Origin of the sequence: Promicromonospora sp. MS192, assembly GCF_049532985.1 — a bacterium.
Classification (GTDB): domain Bacteria; phylum Actinomycetota; class Actinomycetes; order Actinomycetales; family Cellulomonadaceae; genus Promicromonospora.
Window position 1 is genome coordinate 1754511 of record NZ_CP186693.1, and the last position, 15866, is coordinate 1770376.

The 15866-nt window shown below is 74.6% G+C and carries 13 protein-coding genes; 9 read left to right on the forward strand and 4 right to left on the reverse strand.

All coding sequences use genetic code 11. The features are described 5' to 3' along the window. The first annotated feature begins 14 nt into the window (after positions 1-14). The 3 genes from kdpC to ACO229_RS07875 are packed head-to-tail and all read left to right on the forward strand — an operon-like array spanning position 15 to position 3962. Complete coding sequence (gene kdpC, locus ACO229_RS07865; RefSeq protein ID WP_397433359.1) at positions 15-674, forward strand: potassium-transporting ATPase subunit KdpC; 660 nt, start codon at positions 15-17, stop codon at positions 672-674. A 4-nt stretch (positions 675-678) separates the two neighbouring features. Then, on the forward strand, positions 679-3264 hold the full coding sequence (locus tag ACO229_RS07870) for a DUF4118 domain-containing protein (RefSeq protein ID WP_423464452.1): 2586 nt from the start codon (positions 679-681) through the stop codon (positions 3262-3264). Continuing rightward, complete coding sequence (locus ACO229_RS07875) at positions 3261-3962, forward strand: winged helix-turn-helix domain-containing protein (RefSeq protein WP_423464453.1); 702 nt, start codon at positions 3261-3263, stop codon at positions 3960-3962. The genes ACO229_RS07870 and ACO229_RS07875 overlap by 4 nt, the downstream gene beginning before the upstream one ends. 4 nt (positions 3963-3966) lie before the next feature. Here ACO229_RS07875 and ACO229_RS07880 read toward each other — a convergent pair whose 3' ends face one another. Beyond that, on the reverse strand, positions 3967-5376 hold the full coding sequence (locus tag ACO229_RS07880; protein WP_423464454.1) for a TrkH family potassium uptake protein: 1410 nt from the start codon (positions 5374-5376) through the stop codon (positions 3967-3969). A gap of 138 nt (positions 5377-5514) precedes the next feature. Between ACO229_RS07880 and ACO229_RS07885 the strand changes: the two genes are divergently transcribed. Continuing rightward, complete coding sequence (locus ACO229_RS07885; protein WP_423464455.1) at positions 5515-5979, forward strand: GbsR/MarR family transcriptional regulator; 465 nt, start codon at positions 5515-5517, stop codon at positions 5977-5979. Then, positions 5976-7151 (forward strand): FAD-dependent monooxygenase, encoded by a 1176-nt coding sequence (locus ACO229_RS07890; protein WP_423464456.1) that lies wholly within the window; start codon positions 5976-5978, stop codon positions 7149-7151. Before ACO229_RS07885 ends, ACO229_RS07890 begins: the two co-directional genes overlap by 4 nt. On the opposite strand, the gene ACO229_RS07895 is transcribed toward ACO229_RS07890, so the two are convergent. Beyond that, the gene (locus ACO229_RS07895; protein WP_423464457.1) at positions 7148-8137 is read right to left on the reverse strand and encodes a formylglycine-generating enzyme family protein; all 990 of its coding nucleotides are present in this window, start codon (positions 8135-8137) and stop codon (positions 7148-7150) included. The genes ACO229_RS07890 and ACO229_RS07895 overlap by 4 nt on opposite strands. Before the next feature lie 90 nt (positions 8138-8227). Between ACO229_RS07895 and ACO229_RS07900 the strand changes: the two genes are divergently transcribed. After that, complete coding sequence (locus ACO229_RS07900; RefSeq protein ID WP_423464458.1) at positions 8228-9934, forward strand: DapH/DapD/GlmU-related protein; 1707 nt, start codon at positions 8228-8230, stop codon at positions 9932-9934. A gap of 9 nt (positions 9935-9943) precedes the next feature. Here ACO229_RS07900 and ACO229_RS07905 read toward each other — a convergent pair whose 3' ends face one another. Then, positions 9944-10957, reverse strand: coding sequence for a LacI family DNA-binding transcriptional regulator (locus ACO229_RS07905; protein ID WP_423464459.1), 1014 nt, complete (start codon positions 10955-10957; stop codon positions 9944-9946). 133 nt (positions 10958-11090) lie between these two features. Between ACO229_RS07905 and ACO229_RS07910 the strand changes: the two genes are divergently transcribed. Then, positions 11091-11798, forward strand: coding sequence for a ThuA domain-containing protein (locus ACO229_RS07910; protein ID WP_423464460.1), 708 nt, complete (start codon positions 11091-11093; stop codon positions 11796-11798). Then, entirely contained in the window at positions 11783-12898 is a 1116-nt protein-coding gene (locus ACO229_RS07915; protein ID WP_423464461.1) for a Gfo/Idh/MocA family protein, read from the forward strand. Before ACO229_RS07910 ends, ACO229_RS07915 begins: the two co-directional genes overlap by 16 nt. 10 nt (positions 12899-12908) lie before the next feature. Here the strand turns inward: ACO229_RS07915 and ACO229_RS07920 are convergent, their stop codons facing one another. Next, positions 12909-13913: a LacI family DNA-binding transcriptional regulator gene (locus ACO229_RS07920; protein ID WP_423464462.1), complete on the reverse strand. Its 1005-nt coding sequence runs from the start codon at positions 13911-13913 to the stop codon at positions 12909-12911. Between the two features lie 134 nt (positions 13914-14047). Here ACO229_RS07920 and ACO229_RS07925 point away from each other — a divergent pair, with 134 nt between their 5' ends. After that, a complete protein-coding gene (locus ACO229_RS07925) occupies positions 14048-15865 on the forward strand; it encodes a sialidase family protein (RefSeq protein WP_423464463.1) in 1818 nt (605 codons plus the stop codon). Position 15866 lies beyond the last annotated feature (1 nt).

Sequence of the window (15866 nt, forward strand, 5' to 3'; positions counted from 1 at the left end):
GGAAAGGAACCACCATGTCATCAAGCACCACGTCCGTGGCGAGCAGCCTCGCGGCGCTGACCCGGCACTCGCTGGCCGGCCTGCGCGTGCTGATCGGCCTCACGCTGGTCACCGGGCTGCTGTACCCGCTGGCGGTCACCGGCGTCGGGCAGCTCGCCTTCCCCTGGCAGGCGAACGGCTCGCTCGTCACGTCCGACGGCGGCCGCACCACCTCGCGTGCGGACGCCGTGGGTTCCGCGCTCGTCGCCCAGGGGTTCGAGGGCGACCAGTACTTCCAGCCGCGTCCGTCGGCGGGCGAGTACGACACGCTGGCCTCCGGCGGCTCCAACCTGGGACCGAACAACCCCGACCTGGTCGCCACCATCGAGGAGCGCAAGGCCCAGGTCGCGCAGCGGGAGGGCGTGTCGCCGGCCGACGTGCCCGCCGACGCCGTCACCGCCTCGGCGTCCGGCGCCGACCCGCACATCAGCCCCGAGTACGCCGCGATCCAGGTCGCCCGGGTCGCGCACGCGCGCGGCCTGTCCGAGGCCGACGTCGAGGCCGTGGTCGCCGAGCACACCGCCGCGCGGGACCTGGGCGTGCTGGGCGAGCCGCGGGTGAACGTGCTGGAGCTGAACCTCGCGCTCGACGGCCTGTCCGGCCAGGCGGCGGCGCCGTCCGGCACGGCAGACTGAGGACATGAGCGACGAGCACCCCGCTCCCGGCGCCGGGACCACCCGGCGCCGGGGGCGGCTCACCGTCTACTTCGGCTCCGCGCCCGGGGTGGGCAAGACGTACGCCATGCTCGACGAGGCGCAGCGCCGGGCCGACCGCGGCACCGACGTGGTCGTGGGCCTCGTCGAGACGCACGGCCGCGCCGCCACCGTCGCCAAGATCGGCGACCTGGAGATGATCCCGCGGCGCCTGGTCGAGCACCGGGGCGTCACCCTGACCGAGCTCGACGTCCCGGCCGTCCTGGACCGGGACCCGGAGGTCGTGCTCGTGGACGAGCTCGCCCACACCAACGCCCCCGGCTCGCCCCACCCGAAGCGCTGGCAGGACGTCCACGACCTGCTGGACGCCGGCATCGACGTGGTCACCACCGTCAACGTGCAGCACCTGGAGTCGCTCAACGACGACGTCGAGGCCATCACCGGCGTCCGGCAGCGCGAGACCGTACCCGACCAGGTGGTGCGCGACGCCGACCAGATCCAGCTCGTCGACCTCTCCCCGGAACAGCTCCGGCGGCGCCTGGCGCACGGCAACGTGTACCGGGCCGAGCAGATCGACGCCTCCATGTCGTCCTACTTCCGCGTCGGCAACCTGACGGCGCTGCGCGAGCTCGCGCTCCTGTGGCTCGCCGACCGCGTCGAGGACTCCCTCACCAAGTACCGCGCCGACCACGCGATCACCGGTACGTGGCCCGCGCGCGAACGCATCGTCGTGGCCGTCACCGGCGGCGCCGAGACGGAGACCCTGCTGCGCCGCGGCGCGCGCATCGCCCAGCGCGCCGCCGGGTCCGAGCTCCTGGCCGTGCACGTGCTGCCCACCGACGGGCTCCCGTCCACACCGTCGGCGACCATCGCCGGCTACCGGACCCTGGTCGAGTCCCTGGGCGGCAGCTTCCACACGGTCGTGGGGGAGGACGTCCCGTCCGCCGTCGTCGACTTCGCCCGCGGGGTCAACGCCACCATGATCGTGGTGGGCGTGTCCCGGCACCCGCTCTGGCGGCAGGCGCTGCTCGGCTCCTCCAGCGCCGAGATCGCCCGCCTCTCCGGAGCGATCGACGTGCACCTCGTCACCCACGAGGAGGCCCGCGGCGGCGGGCACGCGCGGCGCAAGGGGACGCTCCTGTCGCCTCGGCGACGGCTCGCCGGCTGGGTCTGCGCCGTGCTCATCCCCGGGCTGCTCACCGCCGGCCTCCTGGGCATCGGCCGGGACGACGCGGCGCTGGCGACCGACGCCATGCTGCTCCTGGCGGGCGTGGTGGGCATCGCGCTGATCGGTGGGCTCTGGCCCGCCGTCGTCGCGGCCATCGTCTCCAACCTCTGCCTCAACTGGTTCTTCACGCCGCCAGTAGGGCGCTGGACCATCGCCGAGGGAGAGAACGTGCTCGCGCTCGCCCTGTTCGTGGTGGTGGCGATCGCCGTGGCGTCCGTGGTCGACCTGGCCGCCCGCCGCGCCGCGCAGGCGTACCGGGCCCGCGCCGAGGCGTCGGCGCTCGCGGCCCTGTCGCGTTCCGTGCTGAGCGGCGACGACACGGCGAGCGCGGTCGTGGAGCGGGTTGCCGAGACGTTCGGCCTGGCGCAGGTGCGGTTGGAGGAACGGGCCGAGGAGCGCGCGCCCTGGCGGGTGCTCGCCTCGGCGGTGCGTCCGGGGGTGGGGCCGGCGGGTCCGGCGCCCGCGGGTCCGGCGGCGGACGCCGAACGGCAGTGGTCGGACGCCGAGCAGTCGGAGGTGGCGATCGACGACCGGCGGCGCCTCGTGCTGTGCGGCCGGGCGCTGCCCGCGAGCGACCGGCAGGCCGTGGAGGCGTTCGGCGCGCAGGCGGGCATCGTGCTGGAGCACCGGCGGCTGCGCGAGCGGGCCGAGAAGGCGGCCCTGCTGGAGCAGACCGAGGGCACCCGCACCGCGCTGCTGGCCGCCGTCTCGCACGACCTGCGCACGCCGCTGGCGACCATCCGGACCGCCGTCGACGGCCTGACCATGCCCGACGTGGAGCTGGACCAGGAGGACCGCGACCTGCTGACCCGCACCATCGGGGAGTCGACCGCACGGCTGGAACGGCTCATCGGCAACCTCCTGGACCTGTCCCGGCTGCAGACGGGCGCGGTCCGGCCCGCCCTGCGCGCCGCGTCGCTGGAGGAGGTGGTGCCGATCGCCGTGGAGCCGTGGCTGGCCGACCTCTCGCTCGACGTGGGGGAGGACCTGCCGCTCGTGCACACCGACCCCGGGCTGCTGGAACGCGTGGTGGCCAACCTCGTCTCCAACGCGGTGCGGCACTCGCCAACCGGTGCGAAGGTGCTGGTGAGCGGCTCCGCCACGCCCGAGGAGGTGGAGCTGCGGGTGATCGACACGGGCCCCGGCGTGCCCGACGGCCGCAAGGCGTCGATGTTCGAGCCGTTCCAGCGGCTCGGCGACGTGACCGGGACCGGGCTCGGCCTCGGGCTCGCCGTGGCGGACGGGCTGAGCCGCGCCGTCGGCGCCACGCTGACCGCCGAGGACACGCCCGGTGGCGGCCTGACCATGGTGCTCACCATGCCGCGGGACGGGGCGGCGTCGTGACCCTCGCGCCGGAGAACCTCGGTAACCGCGTGCTCGTGGTGGACGACGACGCCGCGCTCGCCCGTGCCCTGTCCGTGAACCTGCGGGCGCACGGCTGGGACCCGACGACGGCGGCCACCGGCGCCGCGGGTCTGGCCGCCGCGGCGACGGTCCGGCCGGACGTGGTGCTGCTGGACCTGGGGCTGCCCGACATGCCGGGGCTCGACGTCATCGACGGTCTCCGGGGCTGGAGCCGGGTGCCGATCGTGGTGCTGTCGGCCCGCCAGCTCGGTGACGACAAGGTCGACGCGTTGGACGCGGGTGCCGACGACTACGTGACCAAGCCGTTCGCGATGAACGAGCTGCTGGCGCGGTTGCGGGCGGCGGTGCGCCGGGCGGCCCCGGCGCGGGCGGAGGAACCGGTGGTCGTGGCGGGTGAGCTGAGGATCGACCTGGCGCGGCGGCAGGTCTTCCGGGCGGGGCAGGAGGTGCGGCTCAGCCCGACCGAGTGGGCACTGCTGGAGGTCCTGGTCCGCCACCGCGGCCGCATCGTGGGGCGGCAGCAGCTCCTGGACGAGGTGCGGGGCCCGTCGTTCTCGGTGGAGACGAACTACCTGCGGGTCTACACGGCGCAGCTGAGGCGCAAGCTGGAGCGCGACCCGTCGCACCCCCGGCACCTGGTCACCGTGCCGGGTGCGGGCTACCGGTTCGAGGAGTGAGGGCTCATCCGATGACCATCGCGCTCTCGGGCCGGCGGTACAGCCGCTGGCCGGCCCGCAGCGCGATCGTGGTGCCCAAAGTGACCGGGCCCAGCCGGCCCAGGAACATCAGCAGCACGAGCACCACCTGGTGCCAGGGTTCGAGGTCTGCGGTGATGCCGGTGGACAGGCCGGTGGTGGAGAACGCGGAGGTGGTCTCGAACAGGATCTGGTCCAGCGTGAACGTCCGCGTGGACAGCGTGATCGTCAGGGTGGCCAGCACGACGGCGGCCACGCTGAGCAGGGCCACGGCCAGGGCCTGGCGCTGGGTGGCCGTGGCCACGCGGCGGTCGAACACGGTTGAGTCCGGGTCGCCGCGCAGCTCGGACCAGATGATGAAGGCGAGCACCGCGAACGTGCCTACCTTGATGCCGCCCGCGGTGCCCGCCGACCCGCCGCCGATGAACATGAGGATGTCCGTGCCGAGCCAGGTGCCGTTGTTCATCGCGGAGGTGTCGAGCGAGTTGAACCCGGCGGTGCGCGCCATCGTGGACTGCGTGAACGAGGCCAGGAGCTGGGTGCCGCCGTTCATCCCCGCGAGGGTGTAGGTGCGCTCGGCCAGCAGGAAGAAGACGGTGCCGGCCACCAGGAGGATCGCGGTGGTCAGGCCGGTCACCTTGGCGTGCAGGCTCCACCGGTGCGGGCGCCCCAGGCCCCACCAGGGCTCCCGGCGGTGCTGCCACGCCTCGACCAGGATCGGGAAGCCGAGGCCGCCGACGATGACGGCGGCGCACAGCGGCAGGCAGATGAACGGGTCGGCGACGAACTGGATGAGGCTGTCGGGGTAGAGCCCGAAGCCCGCGTTGTTGAACGCCGACACGGAGTGGAACACCCCGAGCCACACCGCGCGCCCGAGGGGCTCGTCGTAGGTGACGGCCAGCCGGACGGCGAGCAGGACGGCGAGCGTCGCCTCCGCGATCAGCGTCACGCGCAGGGCGCCGATCAGCACGCTGCGCACGTCGCCCAGGTGCACGCTCCGGGTGGACGCGGCGGCGAGGAGCCGGGTCTGCACGCCCAGCCGCCGGGAGACGAGCAGGCCGAGCAGCGTCGCCACCGTCATCACGCCGAACCCGCCGATCTGGATGAGCACCGCGATGACCGCCTGCCCGAACGGGCTCCAGAACGTGCCGGTGTCCACCACGACCAGGCCGGTCACGCAGGTGGCCGACGTCGCCGTGAACAGCGCCTCGACGACCGTCGGCGCCCGGTCGGTCCAGGACACGGGCAGCAGGAGCAGCAGGGTGCCGGCCGCGATGGCACCCATGAAACCCGCCACGACGATCTGGGCGGGGCGACGGCGCAGGCCGGGTTCGCCGGACGAACGTGCCCCCACGGCCCGGGGTGTCTGGCGGACCGGGCGGGAGGTGAAGCGCATGACCCACGATTGTGCCTCATGGGGACCGCCGGGAGCGGCCGGAACGGACCGTCCCGCCGTCAAGGTTCCGTCAATGCCCGGCTCCTTGACCACGCAGCAATTTCAGTCCATAGTGAAACAACTGACACAGGAGGTGCCGTGGAACCGCAGGACCCCGTGCTCGAGTGGGTCGAGCGCGTCTCGATGTATCTGGCCCGCGACGGCGTACCGCCGATCGCGGGCCGCGTGCTGGGCTGGCTCATGGTGTGTGACCCGCCGGAGCAGTCGGCCGGGCAGATCAGCGAGGCGATCGGGGCGAGCCGGGCCTCGCTCACGTCCAACCTGCGGCTCCTGACGATGATGGGCTTCCTGACCTCCCGTACCCGGCCCGGCGACCGCACCACCTGGTACCGGATGGCCGACGACGCGTGGTCCGTCGTCGTGCGCCGTCAGGTCGAGGGGATCGCCGCGTTCCTGGACCTGAGCCGCGACGGCGTCGCGCTCGCGGGGCCGGGCAACGACGGCCGCGTGCGCCAGGCACAGCGCACCTTCGCATGGATGGCGGCGGCGTTCGACGCCGCTGGGCCGCTCACGGGTACCACCGACGAGAGGACGGCACGATGACCACGACGACAGGGCACGCGATCGTCGTCGGCGCGGGCATCGGCGGGCTCGCGGCCGCCGTCGGCCTGCGCCGCGTGGGCTGGGACGTCACGGTGCTGGAGCGCGCCGCCGAGCTCGGGGAGGTCGGCGCCGGCATGTCGCAGGCACCGAACGCGATGCGCGCCCTGGCGGAGCTCGGCGTGGCGGACCAGGCGCGTGCCGTCGGCGTCCCCACGGGCTCGACGGGCAACCTGCGCCGGCCCCACGGCCGCTACCTGCAGCGTGCCCGACCCGGCGACCCGCTGGCCCTGCTCGGCTTTCACCGGGCCGACCTGCACCGGGTGCTGCTGGACGCCGTCCCGGCCGACCGCGTGCGCACCGGCGTGGAGGTCACCGACGTGCGCCAGGACGACGCCGGGGTGACGGTCGTCGCCGGCGGCACCGAGCACCGCGGCGACCTGGTGGTCGGCGCGGACGGCATCCGCAGCGCCGTCCGCGGCCGTCTGTGGCCCGACGCGCGGCCGCCGCGGTACCTGGGGCGGACGGCATGGCTCGGCGTCGTCGACGTCGCGGGCCTGCCCGGGGACCTGACCGGGAGCGTGACCCTGGGCCAGGGCCGGATGTTCCTGATCCACCCCGTGGCCCGGCACCGCGCGTACTGGGCGCTGCTCACCACGGAGCTTGCGCCGGGCGTCCGGTACGACGACGAGCGCGGGGCGGCCCTGGCCCACGTCGGCGGCTGGCACGAGCCGGTGCCCGACCTGGTCCGGGCCACCCCGGCCGGAGCCGTGCTGCGGACCGACATCCACGAGCTGCCGCCGCTGACCACCTACGTGCGCGGCCGCGCCGTGCTGCTCGGCGACGCGGCCCACGCGATGAGCCCCGACCGAGGCCAGGGGGCCGGTCACAGCCTGGAGGACGCCGTGGTGCTCGCCCATGCGCTGGCCACCGCGGGGACGGTCGAGGCGGCACTGGCCCGGTACGACGCCGAGCGGCGGCCGCGCGACCAGGCCACGGCGCGCGGCGCCCGCCGGGACGGGGCCATGACGGCGTCCCGGGCCGGGCAGGCTGTCACGACGGCGATGATCCGGCTCATGCCGGCCGCGCTGTGGCGCAAGGGCGTCGAACCGGACGGCAACCCGACGTGGCGGTGGCAGCCGCCCCGCCTCCCGGTCGTGCCCCGGACCTCCTAGGACCGGGCGGCGACGGTGCGGAAGCCGGCGTTGCCCATCGAGGAGTCGGGCGTGTTGGAGGAGCGGGCGGAGCTGCGGTAACGGTTGCAGTAGGAGATGTGGCACAGATAGCTCCCGCCGCGCAGGATGCGGCCGGTGCCCGCGCCGGGGCCGGACGGGTTGTCGCCGGGGGAGCTGCGGTAGTAACCGGGGTGGAACCAGTCCTGGCACCACTCCCACACGTTGCCGACCGGCTGCCACAGCCCGTAGCCGTTGGGTTCGAAGGTGCGGACGGGGGCGGTGGTGAGCCAGCCGTCCTCCAGGGTGTTGTCGCGGGGGAAGGCGCCCTGCCAGATGTTGGCGCGCCAGCCGCCCTCGTCCACCTCGGCGTCGCCCCAGGGGTACTTCGCGCCGTCGAGCCCTCCACGGGCCGCGTACTCCCACTCGGCCTCGGTGGGCAGGCGGCGGCCCGCCCAGTCGCAGTAGGCCTGGGCGTCGTTCCAGCTCACGTGGGTGACGGGGTGGTCGGCCAGGCCGTCGACGTCGGACCGGGGGCCGCCGGGGTGGGCCCAGTCGGCGCCCTGGACGCCGAACCACCAGGGAGTGGCGTCGGCCTGGCCCATGATGTCGGCGGGGTCGGCCGCCACCGCGAGGTGGAACACCGCGGAGAAGCCGAAGGTCTCGGCCTCGGTGCGGTACCCGGTGTCCTGCACGAACCGCGCGAAGTCGGCGGTGGTGACCGTGGTGGCGTCGATCTCGAACGCGTCGAGGGTGACCTCGTGCCGGGGTGTCTCGCCGTCGCCGGGGTTCTCGTCGCCCGACGAGTCACCCATGGTGAAGGTGCCGGCGGGCACCTGCACCTGCTCGACGAGGTGCCGGCCGGGTGCCGGTGCGGCGGGGGCGGCGTCGGCCGGGCGGCTGCCGATCTGCACGAACGCGTCCCGCCCCGGGGTGCCGCACCCGCACCCGCAGCCCTGGCCTGTCTCCGCCTGCCCGTGCGTGCTCACCGTTCTCCTCCTGACCGCGTGCGTACCGTCGCCACCCTACGCACCCGGGCGCCGACCGGCGTGGCCCAGCGCCCGGATAGGGTGGCGCGCGTGCACCCCACCCCGGCCGACGGCGCCCGACGGATCGACTACCTGCCCTGGGAGTACGACCCCGCGTCCCCGGAGGGCGCGGCCCAGGACGCCCGGCGGCGAGAGCTCGTCGCGGTCGGCGCCCGGATCGGCGAGGGTGTCTTCGTGGCACCCGGTGCGGCCGTCTTCTGCGACCGGCTCGCCCTCGGCGACCGCACCTACGTCGCCGCCCACGCCTACCTCACGGGGGAGGTGACCCTCGGCGCGGACTGCTCGGTCAACCCGTACGCCGTGGTCCGCGGCGACGTCCGGGCGGGCGACGGTGTGCGGATCGGCGCCCACACCTCGATCCTCGGGTTCAACCACAGCATGGGTACCGACCTGCCGATCCACCGGCAGGACACCTGGAGCAAGGGCATCGTGCTCGGCGACGACGTGTGGGTCGGCTCGAACGTCACGATCCTCGACGGCGTCACCGTGGGCGACCACGCGGTGGTCGGGGCGGGCGCGGTGGTCACCCGCGACGTGCCCGACTGGGCCGTGGTCGCGGGCAACCCGGCGCGGGTCCTGCGGGACCGCCGCGCGGACGCGGCTGCCGCCGGGGCGTCCGACCTCGCCGCCGAGCTGCGGGCCTTCGGCGACCGCGTGCGCGACCAGGCGGGCGCCGTGCTCGCACGGTGCTTCGAGGACGGGCGGTTCGTCGACCGCCCGGCGGCCCTCGCAGGCCCGCGCCGACCGGCCGTGCGGCCGTGGGCGGACGCCGTCGAGATCGCCGACCTGCTGCTGGGCGCCCCGCCGGCCGGGTTCGAGGCCGCGGACCTGGCCCGGCGGCTCACCCACCGGCAGGACCCGGTCACGGGCCTCGTGCCCGACGGAGACCTCGCCGACGCGGGCCTGGCCGGCCCCGGGACGGACGGCGAGCCGCTGGACCCGTTCGACGGCAGCGCCGGCTACCACGTCCTCAGCGTCGGGTACGCGGTCCGGCTGCTCGGCGGGCGGCTGCCCCATCCCGTGCACGCCGTGCACCGCATGTCCGGGCGCGACCTGGTCCGGGCGCTGGAGGCCCGGGACTGGGGCGCCGGGGCCTGGGGCAGCGGCGCCGCCGTCGACGCGGTGGCCACGGGCTGCGCCCTGAACATCACGGACTTCGCCGACCGGTTCGACGACGGCGGCGTCGGCCCGCTGTACCCGTTGCTGGGCTGGCTGACGGCGCGCGCCGACCCGGCCACGGGGCTGTGGGGCGCCCCGCAGCCGGCACCGCGCTGGCTCCAGGCGGTCAACGGCTTCTACCGCCTGACCCGCGGCACGTACGCCCAGCTCGGGCTCCCGCTGCCGTACCCCGACGCGGCGGTCGGCACGGTCCTGGAGCACGCGGCGGACCCGCACCTGGCCACGCCCGCGGGCTACACCGCCTGCAACGTCCTGGACGTCGTGCACCCGCTCTGGCTCGCGGCCCGGCAGACGAGCCACCGCCGCGCGGAGGGCGCGGGCTGGGCCCGGGCGCAGCTCCGGCGGGCGCTCGGCCACTGGTCGGACGGCGCGGGCTTCGCCTTCGCCCCCGACGACCCCGGCCCGGACGGCGTGCCCGGGCTCCAGGGCACCGAGATGTGGCTCGCCATCGTCTGGTACCTCGCCGACCTCCTGGGCCTCGCGGACAGCCTGGGCTACCGGCCGCGCGGCGTGCACAGCCCGGACCCGCTGGTGCGCCTGGCGCCGATCGGCGCCTGAGGCCGGCGGTCAGGGCGCGGCGGCGGTCGAGCCGCGCACCACGAGGCGCGTCGCCAGCTCCTCGCGGGGCGCCTCGGGCGGCTGGTCCGCGCCGAGGCGCAGGAGCATGCGCAGGGCGGCGCCGCCCATCTCGGCGATCGGCTGGTGCACGGTGGTCAGCGCGGGGGTGGCCCACTCCGCCTCCGGCAGGTCGTCGAACCCGACCACGCTGAGGTCCTGCGGGATCCGCAGGCCCAGCTCGGCGGCCGCGTCGTACACGCCGAGCGCGATCGCGTCCGAGCACGCGAAGACGGCCGTCGGCCCGTCGGCGCCGCGCAGGAGCTCGGCCGCCCTGGCCCGGGAGGGCGCCCGCCGCCAGTCGGTGTGCACCACGCGGTCGTCGGCCAGGTCGAGGCCCGCCTGGGTGACGGCCGACCGGAAGCCGTCGACGCGCGCCTGGCTGTAGAGGTGGGTGCGCTGCCCGGCGAGGACCCCGAGCCGCCGGTGCCCGAGCGCGAGCAGGTGCTCGGCGGCGGCGCGCCCGCCGGCCCAGTTGGCGGCCCCGACGCTCGCCACGGTGCCGGGCGGCTGCCGCACCGGGTCGAGCAGCACCACGGGCATGCGGGCCGCGGCGAGCGTCGCGAGCTGGTCGGGCGTCGTGTCGACGAGGGCCAGCACGGCGCCGCGCAGCCGGCGGGCCAGCAGGCGGGTGAGCCAGGCGTCGTCGGGCGGCCGGGCGACCGAGACGACCACGTCGACGCCCGCCTCCGCGGCGGCGCGCTCCACACCGCTCAGCGCCCGGTTGGCCCAGGTGCCCTCGATGCCGCTGAGCACGAGGTCGACGAACGGCGGCCGCCCGGCGTCGGGGGGCACGCCCCGGCCCGCGCGGCCGCGGTACCCGAGCTCGGCCACGACGCGCATGACGCGCGCCCGGGTCCCGGCGGAGACGTCGGAGCGGCCGCCGAGCACCTTGGACACCGTGGGAACCGTCGTCCCGGCGGCGCGGGCGACGTCGGCCAGCGTGGTGCGGCGCGCGTTCTCCATGGGGTCGACGGTAGGACCGCGCGCAGAAGTTGCGCAACTAATTGGGTCTTGAAACGGCAAAAGTCCTCATGTATCAAGAGGTGCGGCACCCAGAGGGTCCGTATGTTGCGCAACTTGTGGAGTGGAGCGGTAGATGGCGACTTCGATGGAGAAGCGGGCGCTGATCGTGCGCGGCGGATGGACGGGCCACCAGCCCGTCGAGACGACCGACTCGTTCATCCCGTTCCTGACCGAGCAGGGCTACGACGTCCGCGTCGAGGACACGACGGCGGTCTACGCCGACGCCGGCTACCTGGCCGGCGTGGACCTGATCGTCCAGACGAACACGATGAGCACGATCGAGACCGACGAGCTGCGCGGGCTGATGGCCGCCGTGGCGAGCGGCACGGGGCTGGCGGGGTGGCACGGCGGCATCGCCGACTCCTACCGCAACAGCTCCGACTACCTGCAGCTCGTCGGCGGGCAGTTCGCGGCGCACCCGCCGCGGGCGCCCCGCGAGGGGCTGGCGGGGGAGGCGGCCGACAACTTCGTGCGGCACACGATCGAGATCGTGCCCGAGCGGGCCGACCACCCGATCGTCGCCGGGATCGGCGACTTCGAGCTGACGACCGAGCAGTACTGGGTGCTGACCGACGAGTACAACGACGTGCTGGCGACCACGACGCTCGCTGCGCGCGACTTCGACCCGTGGCACCGGCCGGTCACCTGCCCGGCGATCTGGACGCGGCAGTGGGGCGAGGGCCGCGTCTTCGTCTCGACGCCGGGCCACGAGCTCGCCGTCGTCCAGGACCCGAACGTCCGCACCGTCATCGAGAGGGGCATCCTGTGGGCCAGCCGCTGAACGTCGGGATCGTCGGGGTCGGGGCGATCGCCGGCCAGTACCTGTCCACCTTCGAGCGGCTGGCGGCCGTGCGGCTCGTCGCCGTCGCCGACCTGGACGCCGCCCGGGCGGCGTCCGTGGCCGCCGACCAGGGCGTGCGCGCGCTCACCGTGGACGAGCTGGTGAACGACCCCGAGGTCGACCTCGTGCTGAACCTGACCATCCCCGCCGCCCACGCCGAGGTCGCCCTCCGGGCCATCGCCGGCGGCAAGTCCGTCTACGGCGAGAAGCCGCTGGCGGCCACGCCCGCCGAGGCGCGCGCGGTCCTCGACGCCGCCCGCGCGGCCGGGGTGCGCGTGGGCTGCGCACCCGACACGGTGCTCGGCACGGGCGTCCAGACGGCGCGCAAGGCGATCGACGACGGCGTGATCGGGCTGCCGGTCGCGGCCACCGCGACCATGACGACGCCCGGCCACGAGCGCTGGCACCCGAACCCCGACTTCTACTACCAGCCCGGCGGCGGGCCGCTGCTCGACATGGGGCCGTACTACGTGACCACGCTGGTCACGCTGCTCGGCCCGGTCGAGTCGGTGGTGGGAGCCGCGAGCCACACCCGTGCGACACGCACGATCGGCTCGGGCCCGCGGGCCGGCCAGACCGTGCCGGTCGACGTCGACACGCACGTGACGGGCGTGCTGCGGCACGTCTCCGGCGCGCTGTCGACCCTGGTGATGAGCTTCGACTCGGTCGCGACGCGCGCGTCGAACATCGAGGTGCACGGGCAGGCCGGCTCGCTCGTGGTGCCCGACCCCAACCAGTTCGACGGCGACGTCGAGCTGCACGAGCTGGGCGGCTCCTGGGTGACCCTGCCGCCGAGCGCCGGCTACCGCGACGCCGGGCGCGGCTACGGCGTCGCCGACCTCGCGACCACGCCGGACGGCATGCCCCCGCGGGCCGGCGGCGAGCTCGCGTACCACGTGCTGGAGATCATGACGGCGCTGCTCGAGTCGGCCGGCAGCGGCACGACGGTGCCCGTCGAGAGCCGGTGCGAGCGGCCCGCGGCAGTGCCGCTGTCGGACCTGCCGATGCGGGACGTGCCGCTGTCTGACATGTCGCGCTGAGCGGGCCCGGCTAGCCGGGACGCACCCCGGTGCTCTCGCGGACGACGAGGCGGTGCGGCGTGATGACGCGCACCGCCTCGCCGTCGTCGCCGCCGATCCGCCGGACGAGCGCGTCGATCGCGGCCTGCGCGATCGCCGCCTTGTCCGGCGAGATCGTCGTGAGGCTGGGGTTGCCGTAGCGCCCGTCCTCGATGTCGTCGAAGCCCACCACGGCGACCTGCTCGGGCACGGAGATCCCGGCGTCGTGCAGGGCGCGCAGGGCGCCGAGCGCGAGCAGGTCGGAGAAGCAGAACAGGGCGTCGGGCAGGACGCCGCGGCGCAGGAGGGCCCGCGTCGCCTCGGCCCCGCCGCGCCGGGTGAACGAGTCGACGTAGGCGACGTCGCCCGACGCCGAGGGTGCCGCGCCCATCGCGGCCTCGAAGCCGGCCAGCCGCAGCGAGCTTGACGACTCCCCGGTGCGCTGCGCGCCGACGGCCACCACACGCCGGCGACCGGTCGCCAGCAGGTGCTCGACGGCGGTGCGTGCGGCCGCGAAGTTGTCGATGTGGACGTGGTCGAACCCGGGGTGGGACTCCTCGCCCAGCAGCACCACGGGCCGCTGCGTGCGCGACGACCGGGACAGGTCGTCGTCGGTGAGGCCGAGGGGGCTCACGATGAGACCGTCGAAGATCGCCTTGGTGTCGGCCCGCGCGAGCAGCTCCCGCTCGCGCTCCCGGACGCCGTCGGTCTGCTCGATCATGAGCGTGTAGCCCTGGTGCCGGGCGGCCTCGATGAGCGTGCGGGCGAGCTCCGCGAAGTAGGGGTTGTCGAGGTCCGGGACCACCAGCGCGGCCATGCCGGTGCGGCCCGACCGCAGCATCCGGCCGATCTCGCTCGGCCTGTAGTCGAGCTCCTCGATGGCCGCGAGCACCCGCTGGCGGGTGTCGGCAGCGACGTTGACGGTACCGCTGACCACGTTCGACACCGTGCGCGCGGAGACTCCGGCGAGGCGTGCGACGTCTTCGCGCCGGCCCAATGCGACCTCCCTGTGGCATCGAGATATTGCATCGAGGCAAGCCTACTGGATAAGGTCTCGCCCCGAAGGCTTGCATCGAGGCAAGGCTGCGACCGGACCGTTTCCCGGGGCCGGGGACTCGAAGGAGAGGCACCATGCGAGAGGTTCCTGCGCCGCGTGCGGCACGGCGGGTCGGTGCGCTGGCCGCGGTGGTGATGCTGCTGAGCATGCTCGGCGCCCTGCAGCTCCGGAGCGCCTCGGCGAACGACCTGGGCGAGAGCATGTACACGCGCTCCTCGACGACGGAGCGTCTCGCCTACCCGCGGATCATCCGGCTCGAGCACAGCGGTTCTGCGAACGGCACCCTGATCGGCACCTTCGAGCACGCGACCACGGACGGCACTCCGAGCAACTTCGTCATCCGGCGGTCCACCGACGACGGTGCGACCTGGACCACCCTCAGCACGCTGACCGACCCGCTGACCGGCACCAACCACCCGTCCGACCAGTTCTGGCAGCCGTTCCTCTTCGAGCTGCCCACGGCGATGGGGGAGTTCCCGGCAGGGACGCTGCTCCTGGCGGGGAACATCGCGCCGAGCGAGAAGGTCCGGACCGACTTCGTCCTGTGGCGCAGCACCGACCACGGCGCGAGCTGGACCTTCCAGTCGATCCTGCAGACCGGCGGCGGGAGCATCGGCGCACCGCACGGCGGCTCGGGCGTCTGGGAGCCCTTCCTCACGGTCAACGGCGCGGGGCAGCTCGCCATGTACTTCTCCGACGAGCGGACCGAGCCGGAGCACGCCCAGGTGCTCGCGCACATGGTGTCGAACGACGGTGGTGTGACCTGGAGCGCGAACCCCGACGGGTCGACGAACTTCAGCCCCGGCCTCGTCGTCGACGTGCGCAGCGACGTGGCCACCGACCGGCCCGGGATGCCCACGGTGGCGACCCTCCCGGACGGGACCATGGTGCTGGCCTACGAGATCTGCGGCGACGGCCGCAACTGCGAGGCCTACACCAAGACGTCCACCGACGGCGGGGAGACGTGGGGCTCCGGACCTGCCGACCTCGGCACGATGGCGGTCACCACGGACGGCCGGTACCTGGGCAGCAGCCCGTACGTGGTCTGGACTCCCGAGGGCGGACCCGACGGGCAGCTCCTGCTGACCGGCATGCGCACCCGCTTCGCCGCGGACGACGCGTTCACGCGCGAGGACCGGCAGGCGATCTTCGTCGGCCCGCCCGACGGCCAGGGACCCTGGACCTGGATGCCGGCCCCGTTCCAGCCACGCACCGCCCAGGCCGAGGCGTGCAGCACGAGCTACAGCCCCAACCTGCTGCTCAGCCCTGACGCGACCTCGGTCCGCTACACGGCGGCCACCGCCGTCGGCTCCACCGGCTGCATGGAGGGTACGGCCACGCGCTCCGTGGGTCAGCTCCCGTACGCCAGCGCGTTCGACGACGGCCAGTCGGGCTGGATCGACTACGGAGGCTGCTGGACCACGGCGGACGGCGTGTTCTCCGAGACCTGCGGCGGCAGCGACGGCAACAAGGCCGTCGCGGGCAACACCGGGTGGACCGACTACACGCTGGAGGGTGACGTCCGGATCGACACCGGGCCCCAGGCCGGCTTCGTGGTGCGGGTCACCGATCCCCGGGTCGGCGCCGACCGCTTCGACGGGTACTACGTCGGTGTCTCCACCAGCGCGTTGTCCCTCGGCAGGATGGACGGCACGTGGACCCCGCTGGCCGGCGTCCCGATCCCCGGCGGGCTCGCCCGAGGCACCTGGTACCACGTGACGGTCGAGGCGCACGGCTGCACCTTCACCGTGACCGGGACGCCGTCGGGCGGCAGCGCCGCGCCCGTCGAGCTGACGCACACCGACCCCGGCTGCTTCACCCACGGCGCCGTCGGGGTCCGCGCACAGACCGGCACCGGGAGCTGGCGCGACATCACCGTGACGGAAGGCTGAG

Bases quoted from the DNA above. Each gene is read 5' to 3' on its own strand.
- ACO229_RS07905 (WP_423464459.1), bottom strand. From the start codon at position 10,957: ATGGAGAACGCGCGCCGCACCACGCTGGCCGACGTCGCCCGCGCCGCC.
- ACO229_RS07925 (WP_423464463.1), top strand. From the start codon at position 14,048: ATGCGAGAGGTTCCTGCGCCGCGTGCGGCACGGCGGGTCGGTGCGCTG.
- ACO229_RS07910 (WP_423464460.1), top strand. From the start codon at position 11,091: ATGGCGACTTCGATGGAGAAGCGGGCGCTGATCGTGCGCGGCGGATGG.
- ACO229_RS07890 (WP_423464456.1), top strand. From the start codon at position 5,976: ATGACCACGACGACAGGGCACGCGATCGTCGTCGGCGCGGGCATCGGC.
- ACO229_RS07880 (WP_423464454.1), bottom strand. From the start codon at position 5,376: ATGCGCTTCACCTCCCGCCCGGTCCGCCAGACACCCCGGGCCGTGGGG.
- ACO229_RS07870 (WP_423464452.1), top strand. From the start codon at position 679: ATGAGCGACGAGCACCCCGCTCCCGGCGCCGGGACCACCCGGCGCCGG.
- kdpC (WP_397433359.1), top strand. From the start codon at position 15: ATGTCATCAAGCACCACGTCCGTGGCGAGCAGCCTCGCGGCGCTGACC.